At 54.0% G+C, this 14770-nt stretch carries 13 protein-coding genes and 1 pseudogene; 4 read left to right on the forward strand and 10 right to left on the reverse strand.

All coding sequences use genetic code 11. From position 1 onward, the window contains the following. Positions 1-6: 6 nt before the first annotated feature. From F0169_RS08460 to F0169_RS08475, 4 genes are all read left to right on the forward strand, one after another. A complete protein-coding gene (locus F0169_RS08460) occupies positions 7-918 on the forward strand; it encodes an ABC transporter permease subunit (RefSeq protein WP_152746228.1) in 912 nt (303 codons plus the stop codon). A 10-nt stretch (positions 919-928) separates the two neighbouring features. Beyond that, positions 929-1897 carry an ABC transporter ATP-binding protein gene (locus F0169_RS08465; RefSeq protein ID WP_058414374.1) on the forward strand — a complete coding sequence of 323 codons (969 nt, stop codon included), beginning with the start codon at positions 929-931 and terminating at the stop codon, positions 1895-1897. Next, on the forward strand, positions 1897-2868 hold the full coding sequence (locus tag F0169_RS08470) for a peptide ABC transporter ATP-binding protein (protein WP_152746229.1): 972 nt from the start codon (positions 1897-1899) through the stop codon (positions 2866-2868). The genes F0169_RS08465 and F0169_RS08470 overlap by 1 nt, the downstream gene beginning before the upstream one ends. 242 nt (positions 2869-3110) lie before the next feature. Further along, positions 3111-4247: a hypothetical protein gene (locus tag F0169_RS08475; RefSeq protein WP_152746230.1), complete on the forward strand. Its 1137-nt coding sequence runs from the start codon at positions 3111-3113 to the stop codon at positions 4245-4247. 87 nt (positions 4248-4334) lie between these two features. On the opposite strand, the gene F0169_RS08480 is transcribed toward F0169_RS08475, so the two are convergent. The 10 genes and pseudogenes from F0169_RS08480 to tssI form a co-directional block, all read right to left on the reverse strand. Further along, positions 4335-4592 carry a hypothetical protein gene (locus F0169_RS08480; RefSeq protein WP_058414377.1) on the reverse strand — a complete coding sequence of 86 codons (258 nt, stop codon included), beginning with the start codon at positions 4590-4592 and terminating at the stop codon, positions 4335-4337. A gap of 96 nt (positions 4593-4688) precedes the next feature. Beyond that, positions 4689-4946, reverse strand: a complete 258-nt coding sequence (locus tag F0169_RS08485; RefSeq protein WP_172979371.1) for a hypothetical protein — start codon at positions 4944-4946, stop codon at positions 4689-4691. 403 nt (positions 4947-5349) lie between these two features. Further along, positions 5350-6066, reverse strand: coding sequence for a permease (locus F0169_RS08490; protein WP_152746231.1), 717 nt, complete (start codon positions 6064-6066; stop codon positions 5350-5352). 201 nt (positions 6067-6267) lie between these two features. Next, positions 6268-6954 (reverse strand): permease, encoded by a 687-nt coding sequence (locus F0169_RS08495; protein WP_152746232.1) that lies wholly within the window; start codon positions 6952-6954, stop codon positions 6268-6270. A 100-nt stretch (positions 6955-7054) separates the two neighbouring features. After that, positions 7055-7807 (reverse strand): hypothetical protein, encoded by a 753-nt coding sequence (locus F0169_RS08500; RefSeq protein WP_152746233.1) that lies wholly within the window; start codon positions 7805-7807, stop codon positions 7055-7057. Between the two features lie 20 nt (positions 7808-7827). Next, positions 7828-8058 (reverse strand): hypothetical protein, encoded by a 231-nt coding sequence (locus F0169_RS08505; RefSeq protein ID WP_152746234.1) that lies wholly within the window; start codon positions 8056-8058, stop codon positions 7828-7830. Positions 8059-8308: 250 nt separating this feature from the next. Continuing rightward, the gene (locus F0169_RS08510) at positions 8309-9058 is read right to left on the reverse strand and encodes a hypothetical protein (protein WP_058414384.1); all 750 of its coding nucleotides are present in this window, start codon (positions 9056-9058) and stop codon (positions 8309-8311) included. A gap of 20 nt (positions 9059-9078) precedes the next feature. Then, on the reverse strand, positions 9079-12552 hold the full coding sequence (locus F0169_RS08515; RefSeq protein ID WP_152746235.1) for a T6SS effector BTH_I2691 family protein: 3474 nt from the start codon (positions 12550-12552) through the stop codon (positions 9079-9081). Beyond that, positions 12552-13430 (reverse strand): DUF4123 domain-containing protein, encoded by an 879-nt coding sequence (locus tag F0169_RS08520; protein WP_172979372.1) that lies wholly within the window; start codon positions 13428-13430, stop codon positions 12552-12554. Before F0169_RS08520 ends, F0169_RS08515 begins: the two co-directional genes overlap by 1 nt. After that, positions 13427-14641: pseudogene (gene tssI / locus F0169_RS08525) on the reverse strand (type VI secretion system tip protein TssI/VgrG); the annotation flags it as partial. The gene F0169_RS08520 and the pseudogene tssI, both read right to left, overlap by 4 nt. Positions 14642-14770 lie beyond the last annotated feature (129 nt).

Consider the following 14770-nt stretch of genomic DNA (forward strand, 5'->3'; position numbering starts at 1 on the left):
ATAACCATGACCACACCTACGCAAGCGGTAGCAGTCGATCAAAGCCTGCTGTACCCGTCCCCTTACAAAGAATTCTGGCAAGCCTTTTCGAAAAACAAAGGCGCGGTTGCCGGCCTGTTATTCATGATCATCATCGTGTTTTGCGCACTGTTCGCCCCTTGGGTTGCACCGCACAACCCGAGCGAGCAATACCGCGACTTCCTGCTCACCCCGCCGTCGTGGCTGGAAGGCGGGCAGATGCAGTTTCTGCTCGGCACCGATGAACTCGGCCGTGACTTGCTCTCGCGCCTGATCCAGGGCTCGCGCCTGTCGTTGCTGATCGGCTTGTCGTCGGTCGTCATGTCGCTGATTCCGGGCATCCTGCTAGGCCTGTTCGCTGGCTTCTTCCCACGCATGCTTGGCCCAACCATCATGCGTTTGATGGACATCATGCTGGCCCTGCCGTCGCTGCTGCTGGCGGTTGCGATTGTCGCGATCCTCGGCCCTGGCCTGATCAACACCGTGATCGCTATCGCGATCGTCTCCCTGCCGTCCTATGTGCGTCTGACCCGTGCTGCGGTAATGGGCGAACTGAACCGCGACTACGTGACGGCCGCCCGCCTCGCCGGCGCTGGCCTGCCACGCCTGATGTTCGTCACCGTGCTGCCCAACTGCATGGCGCCGCTGATCGTTCAGGCCACCTTGAGCTTCTCTTCGGCGATTCTCGATGCCGCGGCTCTGGGCTTCCTGGGCCTTGGCGTACAACCGCCAACCCCTGAGTGGGGCACCATGCTGGCGTCGGCCCGTGACTACATCGAACGCGCCTGGTGGGTAGTGAGTTTGCCGGGTTTGACCATTTTGCTCAGCGTGCTGGCAATCAACTTGATGGGTGACGGCCTGCGCGATGCGCTGGACCCGAAACTCAAGAACGCCGCCTGAGGAGATTCCCATGTCACTGTTAGAAATCAAGAATCTCAATGTGCGCTTCGGCGACAAAACCGCCGTGCCGGTGGTCGATGGCCTCGACATCAGCGTCGACAAAGGCGAAGTACTGGCGATTGTTGGCGAGTCTGGCTCGGGTAAATCCGTGACCATGATGGCGCTGATGGGCCTGATCGAGCACCCTGGCATCGTCACCGCCGACGCGCTGAACTTTGACGGCAAGGACATGCTCAAGCTGAGCAACCGCCAGCGCCGCCAAATCGTCGGCAAAGACCTGGCGATGGTGTTCCAGGACCCCATGACCGCGCTGAACCCCAGCTACACCGTGGGCTTTCAGATTGAAGAAGTGCTGCGCCTGCACCTGAAAATGTCCGGCAAGCAAGCGCGCAAACGTGCTATCGAACTGTTGGAAAAAGTCGAAATCCCCGGCGCTGCCAGCCGTATGGATGCCTACCCGCACCAATTGTCCGGCGGTATGAGCCAGCGTGTGGCAATCGCCATGGCGATTGCCGGCGAGCCGAAACTGCTGATCGCGGATGAGCCGACCACTGCGTTGGACGTGACCATTCAGGCGCAGATCATGGAACTGCTGTTGGCCCTGCAGAAAGAGCAAAACATGGGCCTGGTGCTGATCACCCACGACCTCGCAGTCGTGGCTGAAACCGCCCAGCGCGTGTGCGTGATGTACGCCGGCCAAGCCGTCGAAGTCGGCCAGGTGCCGCAGTTGTTCGACATCCCGGCGCACCCGTACAGCGAAGCGCTGCTCAAGGCGATTCCTGAGCACAGCCTCGGCGCCACGCGCCTGGCCACGCTGCCGGGCATCGTGCCCGGTCGTTATGACCGCCCGCAGGGTTGCCTGCTGTCGCCGCGCTGCCCGTATGTGCAGGAATCCTGCCGTGCGCAGCGCCCCGGCCTTGATCCGAAAAGCCACAGCCTTGCGCGCTGCTTCTACCCCTTGAACCAGGAGGTGGCGTAATGGCCGTCGTTCTTACCGCCCGCGACCTTACCCGTCACTACGAAGTGTCCCGTGGCCTGTTCAAAGGCCATGCCCTGGTACGCGCGCTTAACGGTGTGTCGTTTGAACTGAAAGCCGGCAAGACCCTCGCCGTGGTGGGCGAGTCGGGTTGCGGCAAGTCCACCTTGGCGCGCGCGCTTACGTTGATTGAGGAGCCGTCTTCGGGCTCCTTGAAAATCGCCGGCCAGGAAGTTGCCGGCGCCGACAAGGCCCAGCGCAAGCAACTGCGCAAAGACGTGCAGATGGTGTTCCAGAGCCCGTACGCCTCGTTGAACCCACGCCAGAAAGTCGGTGACCAACTCGGCGAGCCGCTGTTGATCAACACCAACCTGTCCGCCGCCGAACGCCGCGAGAAAGTCCAGGCGATGATGAAGCAAGTGGGCCTGCGCCCCGAGCACTATCAGCGCTACCCGCACATGTTCTCCGGTGGCCAGCGCCAGCGGATCGCCCTCGCCCGCGCGATGATGCTGCAACCTAAAGTGCTGGTGGCGGATGAACCGACCTCGGCCCTCGACGTGTCGATCCAGGCGCAGGTGCTGAACCTGTTCATGGATCTGCAGCAGGAATTCAACACCGCCTACGTGTTCATCTCACACAACCTGGCGGTGGTACAACACGTCGCCGATGACGTGATGGTGATGTACCTCGGCCGCCCGGTGGAAGTCGGCCCCAAGGAAGACATCTACGCGCGCCCGCTGCACCCATACACCCAGGCGTTGCTGTCGGCCACCCCGACCATTCACCCGGACCCGAACAAGCCGAAGATCAAGATCGTCGGCGAACTGCCCAACCCGCTGAACCCGCCGTCTGGCTGCGCGTTCCACAAACGCTGCCCGTACGCGACCGCGCGTTGCAGCAGCGAAGAGCCGCAGTTGCGCGCCTTGGATAACCGCCAAGTGGCGTGCCACTACGCGGAGCAGTTTGTGGCCTGACCCGTAACAAAAATGCGCCGGGGCAAAACCGGTGCATGACACGTGCTCTACAGCCCTTCCCGTCAGGTTGCGCATCAGCCTGGCGGGAGGGGCTTTTTTTGGTTCATCACGCTTTACCAGTGATAAACACCGTTAACTATTCGAAAGCAATCTAACAACCTGTCAGTTCTCACAGTAGCCGTAAAACCCTATCTGCCTTTTGATGAGCCCACGACTTTTATCCAACGGATGGGTAGGCGCTCATGACCACCTTCACGGTTTTTTTCTGCGGCACCGGTTCAACTAAATTTGATGACAGCAACGCCAGCTACTGGAACGGCGAACTGATCTCAACACTCGCGCAAAATACGCAAAGCCTCAGTAAAGAGTTCGCCGAATGGATTGTTATCGACGGACCCGGCAGCGGCAATTTACAAGCCGATGAGCTGTTCACAGCGCCAGGTAACTACCTCCAAGTAAAGGGAGCAGCCCTGGGTTACGGCTGGGAGGAAAACGTGACCCACGCCATGAATATCCTGAAAGGAAGCTTCACCTGGCAACGGGAAAAACTAACCGAAGAAAACTACAACCAACTGCAAAAAGCCGGCATCCCGATTGAGGACGTCAAGGTGACCGGCAGTTGGTACTGGCGCACGTATGATTACGGCGCGCGCAAAGTCACGCAGCAGCAGTTGCAAGAGCAAATCATCAAGACCTTTCGAAAAGACGGCATCATTCCCACCCACGTCAACCTGGTGGGTTGGAGCCGCGGAGGGATCAGTTGCCATATGCTGGCCAATGCGATGCTCAACGACAACGCATTAAAAAATGTGCCGGTTAATATCTTTGCGGTCGACCCTGTTCCGGGGGCTTTGAACTTCCAGCAGAGCCGGGTAAAACTCGGAAGTAACGTGAAAGAGTACGTGGCGTTCTACGCCAGGGATGAGCGTTCCATGGGGTTTGCATGCGTGGTGCCCGACTGTGACAACGCAACCAACATGCACATTTACCCAATGCCCGGGCGCCATGCAACATTAGTGGGTAACGCTGCCCCCAATGGCAATCAAGGATCGAAGGTGTATGCACAACCCGGCCAGATTGTTCGCCACTTTGCGGAAGTTTGCCTGACTCGCTGGGGTGTGCGTCTGGAAAAGAAACTCAACCTCACGCCTACCCAAATAAATGAATCGCTCAGCGCAATGAAAAACGACTTGAAAGGGTATGTGACGATGCGCAACACGGTTTACACGACCCATGCTGAAACAGCCGGCGAGCGCGACATCTCTCTCGGCAGCGCAGGTATTAAATTTACGGCAGCAAAAGGCACCCGCTATACCCCAGAGCCAGGGCTTTCGACAGAACACATCCTGAGCTACGACTACTTTGACGCTATCAGCTGATTGATAGCCATCAGCAGATTCGCGTTATCCCGCCCTTCCCGCCAGGACACATGACAGCCTGGCGCGAAGGGCGGTTTTCAATTGGTCTTACGTATCGCTGTCGCCTTGATCCGCATCGTCATCCGGCGCCTGCTGATCGTCGTCGTCCTTGCTGCCACCCTGGTCCTGGTCGCCGGCCTCGGATTCCGACTTCGCCAGTTGCAGGCCTTTGCCCTGCACCGCCTGCCCCGCCGAGAACCCCGCTTGGCTACTCTGCGGCGGGTTATGCGCCCAAGCCGTCGACATCCCCAACGACAACAGCACCAACACCTTCATCAACAACACTACCCGTTGAAAAATACTCATGGTCGATTCCGCCCAGTCAGTAGATGAATCCCGCGCGACAGCGGTTTACCGTCGCCAGGTTAAACGCTAGCCCCAATGCCCGAATTGCGCCAGACCTCACGTGTCACCGTCGTCATACGTTTCACTGTCTTCGCCCTCGTTGTAGGGGTTTTCTGCATCCTCCTTGGGCGCAGGCTGAATTTGCGGTTGCCAGCCACCGGAATTCACCTCGTTCTGCTTTCGCTTGGTGACCGGGCCGGTGTCTTTCCAGGCAGGCGCTCCTGCGGCTGCCAATGCCCCGGAGGGCGCCCAGGCGGTGGAGAGTCCCAAGGCTCCCAGAAGCATCAAGTGGATGATGCGTTGAGTTGTACGCACGCTGGTCTCCTGTTCCGTCGGTGAATGGGTGTGGTAGAGGAAACGCTAGACCGGATGTGGGGTTTGCGCCAATTGACTGCGCAGATGCTGTTGGTGGTTGGCTTGTGCGTTGCGCAGTTGACAAGGCGGCCGGGTTAACCGTCGTTTTAAAGTCACGCAAGGAGCCCCCATGGCTTTCGGCCTTAAGGATGATGTGCTGACTTTTTTCAAAATAATACGCGCGACACGCTGTGCGGCTCGTATGGCTTGCCAAGCGCAGGTCGAAACGCTGATCACGGGGTCGTTCGCCAACCTGCAATAGTCTTGCTGGCAGGCCACGCCGCGAGGTTCAGGAACATCGTCTATTCATCGCCGAACCGTACGGGGTACTGTAATTGGATCTCTAGCTACTGCAAGACATGGCCTACCAATTCCAACTTTTTTCTTCATATTTTGCGCTTGCTGGAAGAAGGTGTTTGATTGCAGAAATGTAGTGATCAAGAAGTTTTTTATTAGGAAAGCGGGCTTCAAATCCTACCGTCGGGTTCGTGCGATGTGTAACAACCATCAATCGCTTAGTGCCTATAGTTACCGAATTGTACTCAAGCCATGGAGAGCTTTTGATATACTTGCTTTCATTTTTCCAGCCGAGGAGAAGCTTTGCCGATCCAAGCGCTAACGCGGCAGGCCCAACCAAAAACGCTGGTGATTGTGTATAGATCGCGGCACCGACAAATAGAAGCATTGTAAAAATCGCTAAAGCCTTAAAAAAAGGCGCTGAAGCCTTTGGGTAATATAAAAAATATTCAACTTCCACCGAATACTTAGTCATTGTGTAGCTGAATACGGTTTTTTGGCGCGATATCAATATAAAGACAAAAGTTAAGGCGTATGAAAAAAAGTATGCCGCAAATAAACCCGGCATGTAACCTGGAAGGTTTTTCCAAGCTATAATTGTTAAAATTAAATTCATTGCGGTTGCGCCAGCAATCAGCAAAAACTGAACTCTCATATTTTCTCTTGGCGGGGCACTTACAGCTTTTGCATTCCAACTCATGAGTACATCCTCAGCGCTATAAGCACTGGTGCATAGCGGCTGGCCATCAAGAGTTTCTGCTCTGCTCATTTCTGTGCTTGCCATGGTTTTGGATTACCTTATTACGCTATGAGTAACATCGTAGCCGTGTCAAGACTTGAGGATTTTACTTGCCGCTCCTTACTGCACAAGCCGTCCTTGAGTTTTAAGGTTAAACGTTGTAGGCCAAGGTCGGTAAACAGCATACCATCGCGCAAGCGTCTTATGAACCGTAATAAATATGTAAATATGTATTTTGGGGGCAGGCTAATAAGGCCAGCTTTTCTTTGTGTATATAACAGAGGTCGACAGGAGTGGCTCAATTATGGATAGATATCGATTGAGTAACTCTATATTTGAAAATCGAGCTTCAAACCCTACGGTTTGATTTGTACGATGCGCTATGACCATCAGGCGTTCATTATCTATAGTAACAAAATTATACTCCTCCCATGGGCTACCCTTTAAAAATTTTTCTTCGATCTTCCAGTTCAGGATTATTTTTGCAGACCCGAGAGCAATTGCCACAGGTCCGATGAGAAAAAGAAAGGATTTCGTGAAAAATGCAACGGCTATAAATAATAAAATAACAGAGACGGCGATGACTTTAAAAAAGTACCTAGATGAATCCGAGAAGTGCAACCGATATTTTATCTCACCTGACCTTGAAGTTATTCTGTAGTGATAGTGTGTTTTTTGTCGAAGGGCAAATACACTCAAGTAAATGACTAGTCCGTACCCAACACAATAAAGCGTAATGAGTTCGTAAATTGCACTCGGCAAACGGGCCCACATTATCCATGTCATATACGCGCAAGCAATGGTCGCGCAAAGAAGCAGATAAATTTGCGATTTGATTATCTCGCGCCTTGGTGCAGCAATTGTCGTCAACTCCCAGCCCAATAAAGATATTTCTTCGAGAGGGATGCATTTGCTATCGATTTTTTCAGTCATATTTTTTCTCTAGTCGTCATGCTCTTTGTGACTACCCATTTTGTTATCCCTCTGTTGGCTTTGATTTTTATTAATAATGCTCAAGGAAGGGGCGCCTTCACTAGTCGGTACTCATGAAAACATTAACCTTGGCTTTTATAAAAGGCACGACCGGAGATAAGTAAGGCTTAATAAAATTAGCTATACTTTCTTTTTGCTTACGTCTACAGAAGATATTGAGACTCCAATTCACCGTTCGTCCGAGGCGCGGATCAAAGTGGCTAAACTTTAAGTCCACTACCTCTCTATTAGTTGCAATTGCTAGCTGTGTAAAATCTTTCCATTCGTACATCAGGTGATGGTACTGAGTGTGCATCTTTTGATAATTTTTTGAGTGCGCCATTGACAAGTACATAAAGCCCATACCGCCAGGACCGATCAGAGCACCAATCAAAAATGTTGGATCAATGGTTGCTAAATAGATGAAAATAATTGCGGCGACCCCGGTAAACCATTTTAAAAATGTTAATGCCCATTTTGGAAAGTCTTTCCACTCGCAGCACTCTACTCCAGATATGGTAAAGCGATAAGCAAAATTCATTCGCTGATGCGTGACACTCATAAGAACTAACATCATGAGAGAAAAGAAAAATACGCAGGACAACGTTCGCCAAGGCTGGCTCATTCCTTCATACACTGAGTACATAATTAGTGAGCACCCAAATATGAAAAAAGCCAAAAACAAAAACATTAAATTAGCGACAAATGTATTATAATTTCGCGCACGAATTATCCAACCTAACATTTCTGGGTCGTTTTCATACTTCCATTGGAGCTGAGAAGGAAGATCAATCGACTTGCTGAAGTTGAACATTGTAAGACTCATTGATTAATTCAAGAAGAAACCGGCATTTTCAATAGCTGCGTGCCATTCAGCCTGAGTACTATATCGTCTTTTTTCGTCAGTTCGCCGTTGAAAGCATTATTAACTCGATCGGCCTCGCTTGAGACCCACTCAAGCGCCAATCGAAATAGATAACCACACCCGTCATTACGTTGAAGCACGCCTGCCGAATATCTAACCTCCAGCTCAAAATTGGGCCGGCTGTCGATGTGCCAATCCATGCCTGCAACACACGGTGTTGTTGTATATCATACTAAAAAAATCTGCAGGACCAAATTTACCACCGGGGCCGCCATATAGTTAGTCAAGTAGCATCGTAGAGATTGATAATCATCAGTGTGCGCCCCCAGGACAACCAAAAAAAATTTAACCCTAATGGATACTTCCTAAAAATCTCAAAAAAATAACTTAATATTCGTCAACTATTGAATTAAACCTTTACCAATGTCTTCAAGAGCTGAAGCGCTGCCACTAGTCCGTGCTCATGGGAACATTAACTTTGGCCTTTATAAATGGCACACCTGGATATAGATGAGGCTTAATAAAATTTGCTACACTTTCTTTTTGTTTGCGTTTGCAAAAAACATTGAGACTCCAGTTAGTTTTATAATCATTTCCCTCTAGCGTTACGCTATACTTTAGATCGACCACTTCTCTATTAGTAGCAATAGCGAGCTGAGTGAGCTCTTCCCACTTGAACGCATAGTGGTGGTATTCGGTATGCATGTCACGGTAAGACTTGGAGTGTGCCATTGACAAATACATTAACCCCATTCCACCAGGACCTACGAGTGCACCTATCAAAAATGCCGGATCAATAGTTGCCAAGTAAATGAAGATGAGTGCGGTAATACCGGAAAACCATTTTAAAAAAGTCAGTGCCCATTTAGGGAAATCTTTCCACTTGCAGTACTCGACTCCAGATTTTGTAAAGCGATAAGCGAAATTCATTCGCTGATGGGTTATCGATATTAAAGCTGTATTGACAACTAAAAAAAATAATATCGTCGCTACGCGGTCGAATACAGAGTTTTGGTCCGTACTTCGATATAGTAAAATTGAGCCACCTGCTATAGCGATAAAACAGAACCAAAACATTGCGTTAGCCACAAAGGTATTGTAGTTGCGCGCGCGGATCGTCCAGGCTAGCAGTTCTGGCTCATTAGCGTACTGCCAATGCAGGCGGGGAGGAAGATCAAGCGTTTTTTTGAAGTTTAGCATCGTAAGACTCATTGATTAATTCAAGAAGAAACGGGCAGTTTCAATAGCTGTGTGCCACTCATCCTCAATACGATATCGTCTTTTTCCGTCAATTCACCGCTGAAGGCATTATTCGCTCGATCAGCCTCACTCGTGGCCCACTCTAGCGCTAGCCGAAATAAATAACCACGCCCGTCATTGCGCTGAAGCACGCCTGCCGGATATCTAACCTCAATTTCAAAAATTGGGCTGGCTGTTGATGTGCCAATCCAGGCCTGCCAAACACGGTGCTGTTCTGTATTCTTATAAATAAAGTCCGTCGGGCCAGGTTTGCCGCCCGGGCCGTCGGGTAGTCGTCCAAATTGCTTGGGATCTATCCAGTTACCGTGGAGTAACTGCTCATAAAAGCCTATTGCTGTACTTTGCAATTTATTATCGGAAAACAAATATTTTTTCTCGACCATCGCGGGTTGCAAAGCGATGTCTTTACCCACCAACGCAACAGGGACTTGGATCTGGACCCAGAAGCCCAGCCACGTTCTCGGAGTACTGCCACCGCCGTAATATAACGCTCGTCCCAATACGCTGGGCCGTTGCAAGGTCTCCAATAAGGCTTGCATTTGTTTGGGATGCCCCTCTTCCCCCAGCCACTTTGATTCCGTCCCACGTCCCCAACTACACCGGAACAGCCACAGGCGCAGCCCTTCGCGCTTGTAACGGTTGGCGGCCATAGTGAGCATCAAATAAGCGATTCCCAAGATCGCTAAAATGATCGTTACCGGTGTGGACATCACCCAGGAAAAGCTAAACCAATAGCCCAACCCGGCGCCTATGGTTTGTATTCCGGCAATTATGGACATTCCCAATACTACAAATCTTTTAGCGCTAAGCAGGTCGCGCTCTTCTCCACTGGTTGCTTGATCAATGTCGTTGGAAATCTGCCAAGCCTCCAGTCCCGCTGCAATGGCCCCCAAAGCGGCCCACGTCACCGTTCGTAAAATCAGACCTCTCGAAGCGGCTGCCATTTCATTGGCAACAGTGGCTTGTGCACTTCCTCGGGACGCCGCCTTAGCCTCTGCTAACCATTCAGAGTAACCAGCCTTGGCCACTTTCCGGGTTTCAGCACCCAGATTTGCAGACATCTCCCCCGCCCGACTCCAAGCCGGCCCCACCCACAACGCCGCTATCGCATTCGCCGCATACCCAGCATTCGCACCCACCGTACGCCACTCATCCGCTAAGAACTGACCATCGTTGTATGCCTTATTCGCACTATTAAACACGTTCCACACATTCAGGCCTACCAGCAAAACGGGTAGGGCGTTGCCCAGGTTCTGGTTCATCCAGGCCCGAGTGCGGTCCAGGTAAGCATGGGTTCCCGTCAGTTTCAATTGCGCGATGACTTCTGATTGTCCGAGGTCGGCGAGCCATTGATTTATCGTCGGCAGCCCTGCATTCAGGCGCGTGCTGCCGGATGCCTTGGCGACGATTTGATTGGGGCGTTCCAGCATCAGGTTTTTAAGTTGGGCTTCGTGGGCTTGTAATGAAATGCGCGCGGAGCGTTGATCATGCGGCGTGCCGGGGCGGTGGACGATGCGTTTGTCGCCGTCTATCTTTTTCTGCAGGGTTGCAACCTTCAGCGCCCAAGCCTGGAAGTCGCGCTGGTAGGTCGGGTTGAACACCAGTTGGGTCGCGCTGGAAATTTCGGTAGAAATTAATACTTGGGGCACGGCGAGCAGTAAGCCCAGTTGTTGCTTCATCGCCGGTAAAAGCAGGCCGCTCAGCCCGTGCCAAGCGTCTTTGGCCTGGTTGTTGGCGACTTTGATCAGGGTGGTCATGGCGGCTTTTGCCGCGTCGCTCATAGCTTTGTAAAGCTTGCTGTTCTTGACGAGTTCCAGGTCGAATACCGCTTTGATTTCCCCCGTGCGGGTAGCGAGGCTGGTGGCATCGCCTGCGGACGTGGGCGACAGCGCGGCAGAACCGCCATCGCCTTCGCGGCCCTGGTCGTCGAGGTTGCCGGTGGTGCTGAAGTTGTGCGTCACCTGCTTGATCAAGTTGGCAACGTGCGGGTTGAAGTTGAACAGCGCAAGGCCGAACAGTTTGGTCGGTTTTTTCGCCTGCTCGCACAACCACGTTTGCCCGGCCTGCGCGTTGCCCAATGCGGTGTAAAGGGCGTGGGCGGTTTCGAGCAACTGAGTCGCTTGCTCTTCGTTGCAGGTGTCGTGGTAAACGGCCTCGGCAGACGGGCTCAGTTGGTCGAGCCAGGTCAGCAAGTCTGCTTCGCTACGCTGAATATGTTGCTGCAACTGCAAGGCTTCACGCGTGGTTTGGCTGAGGTACTGTTGCACCTCATCAAACCGCACATCCTCACGCCAGAGGCGCTTGGCGTTCCATTCCTCGACAGCGCTTTGCCAGGCAGTGTGTTCCGGCAGTTTGCCCCATTTGGAGGTGAACAGTGTTTGCGACGCGCTGATTATCGAGGCGGCGCCCATCTCTACCAAGGGTGCTTCAATGCCAGACACCAGGTCCTTGCCGCGTTCCACTTGATCATTGGTGCTGAGCAGCGCGTACAGATCGTCGGTATAGGCTTGCCGCTGAATCGGGTCTTTGATTGATGACGGAATCAGCGCGTCGGTATTCAGCCCACATAAATTCTGCACGGCAAATGCGCTTTGCAGTTTGTGTTGGTGCAGCGCTTCGAACTGGCTCTGCTCCATCAGCCGCCCGATCAGGTTCATGTTCAGGTCGTCGACCAGCGCCAGAGGGTCATCCAGCGCAACGAAGAGCGCCGTGTCCTGCGCCGGAACTCTGCCGCGCACCAGTGCCTCCTCGAAGGCCGGCTTGAACGGTGCGTCAGCCTCGGTTGCTTGGGTCGGCAGAAGAGTGCTGGTGAAGGTCGGGGCTTTTTCGCCGGCAACCAGAATGTCCGCCACGCTTTTGCCCAGCTCGGTGATGGCTGCCCCGTGGCTGACTTTTGCCTGCGTACAGTACGTCGGCAGATCGACCTTGCGCATCCATTGTGTTTGCTCGGTGGCGCGGCTGCGCATCAACTCGCACATGCGCCAGGTCCATTGCACAGGAGAGTAAGCGATGCGCAGTTGGCTGTTGCGGGGGTATGTCAGATAGGGTTGTGTGGTGCCCGGATTGATGCGGATGTCTTTATTCAGCTGGCCGTCGGTCCATGTGTGGCGCGTGAGCATTTCGCCCTTGACCTGATATTCATGGAAGGTTTTTTCGGTGCTGTTCCACACATAAATCCAGCCATCGCGCAGTTGGCGCAAGGTGTAGCTGCGGCTCTTCAAGGGTGGCAGCGTACCGCCCGACCAGTTGGACGGCAGCGGGTTAGGTCCCTGAGCACTGCCTTTTTTCGGTGATTCGTCCAAGGCGTATCGAACCGGGAAAATCGCCACTTCCCCTTGCATCAACGGGCACTGCCCCTTGGCCATCGAGGTGTTCTGGAACGCCTGGTTACGGTTGGCCTGTTTCAGTTGAGCGGCTGTGGCGGGCTGCGTCATCACACTTCCTCGTCGATTTCGATGGCCAGGCAGTCGTTATCCATCTGCTGGATACGTAACTCTGGAGCCAGCTTGAGTGCTACGGCGGTGCTGGCAAGCCATTGCTGATAGGGCGAATTGGGGCGAACCGTAAACCCGGTGCCCCAGCGCAAGCTGTACTCAACCCAGATGGCCAGGCTGCGCTCGCTGGACAGGCCCCAGGTGTCGGCCTCATCCAGCCGTTGATCGAACCACTGCGTGCGGCTGACCGGGTCCAACTTGGCTATCCGTTCTGGGTGGCTCTGTTCGAAACTTTGATTCAGGCGCTCCATAAATCGCCAGCGCGCAGCCTGGTCGAGTGCAGCCAGCTGAGCCTCTCCCAACTGGGCGTAGGTATTCACCCATTCAGGAGGTGTTGCACCACGCAATACACTTCGCCATTCACAGGGCTGCGCAAGCTCCCATGAATGCGATATTTGGGGAATATGCCACGCCTCAATCGGTCCCAAGACGGCATCCAGGTGCTCGCCCTGATGACTGCCCAACCAGTAACGCGTCACCAACGGGTCGGCAAACCGCAGTAACCCATTACCCCCCAGCACATCCGGTGGCGCGATAAAACGCCGTAGGTGCGCTGCAACACTGGGCATAGGCGCGCGGCTGTAAAGCAGGCTGGCGTCGGCTTGCTGAAAGGCACTTTGGCAAATGTCATTGATGAGCGAGGATGAGCCTTGCAGCGATACCAGAATGGGGCCTACATCGTGCAGTTCTTGCCAGCGCGTGCCGATGTACAGCGGCACGATCTCAAGTGGTTCGCCGCGCTGGTACAAATGTTTAATCGCGTCGGGCCGCAACACACCGTCGATTAGCACAAAGTTGGCGGGTGAAGGGTTAGTCACTTCGCACGGTCCTTCTCGGTTTGTTCCTTCGCCGCCTGCTCGCAGATCTCACAGCGCGGCGTTGCACGCATCAACGCTTGCCGCTGCGCCGGCACCAACAGTTGACCCGGCACATCCGCATCCGCCTGTTTCAACGGCCCCGGCAACAACGGCGCCGCCGGCGTGCCGCTGCCAGGGCTGCCACCGGTATTCACATTCACCACCGGCCCGCTGAACACCACGCCGCTGCCATCAATCTTGATAAAACTGCCGCCGGCCTTGAGCGTCAGCTCACTGCCGGCTTCCAGCACCACCTTCAAGCCGCTGCTCAGGTGAATTTCCTGGCCGGCCTCAACGAACTGCCCGGTGCCGATTTTGACGTGCTGGTTCACCGCAACCGTCAGGTGGTCGTCCGCGCGCGCTTCAACTTTGCGGTCGGCGTAGACGGTGTGGTGTTCCTCGGTCTTGAATTCGCTGTAGGTATTGGCTTCAACGGTGTCGTGGCGTTCGTTGCCGACCCTGATTTTTTGGTCGTGTTCGATGTTTTCATCCCAGTCGCGCTGGGCGTGCAGGAAGATTTGTTCCTGGCCTTTTTTATCTTCGATGCGCAGCTCGTTAAAACCGCTGCCGCCGGGCGAACTCAGGGTCTTGAAGGTGCTGCGCGTCTTGTTGGCGGGCAGGTCGTAGGGGACGACGTTTTCCTTGTGGTACAGGCAGCCGCTGATCAGTGGCTGGTCGGGGTCGCCTTCAAGAAACGTCACCAGCACTTCCATGCCGATACGCGGGATGGCGATGCCGCCGTAATGCGCGCCAGCCCAGGCGGAAGAAACGCGCAGCCAGCAGCTGGTTTTGTCGTCGGCCTGGCCCTCGCGGTCCCAGTGAAACTGGACTTTGACGCGACCGTATTGATCGCAGTGTATTTCTTCGCCTTTGGGCCCGGTGACCACGGCACTTTGGCTGCCGAGGATGCGCGGTTTGGGGTGTTTCAACGGGGGCCGGTTCGGCACGTCCCACGGGGTTGCCAGGAAGCGGTTGCGATAGCCCTGATGGAAGTCGTCCTTGAGCGCGGTGGTGTCGCTGGTCACCGACTCTTCCAGCACGTGCGGCTGCTTGCCTTCGTGGAGTACTTCGGTGAGCAACCAGAGGTCGTTCCAGCGGGCTTTGCTGTGTTGGGTCAGGGCCAGGAAGTGGCCGCTGACCAGCAACGGCTGGTCGCTTTTACCCTCCCCCAGAAACACATGATGTTTACCCTCGACTACCGCCCAGCGAGAGGGCGTGTGAGAACCCCGCGCATTCACCTCCGGACAATTGGTTGATCATGGAGAGGTAGTAACTTTGCGGATTAGGGGTGGTCGTCACGC

It is taken from the genome of Pseudomonas kitaguniensis (assembly GCF_009296165.1).
Classification (GTDB): Bacteria; Pseudomonadota; Gammaproteobacteria; order Pseudomonadales; family Pseudomonadaceae; genus Aquipseudomonas; species Aquipseudomonas kitaguniensis.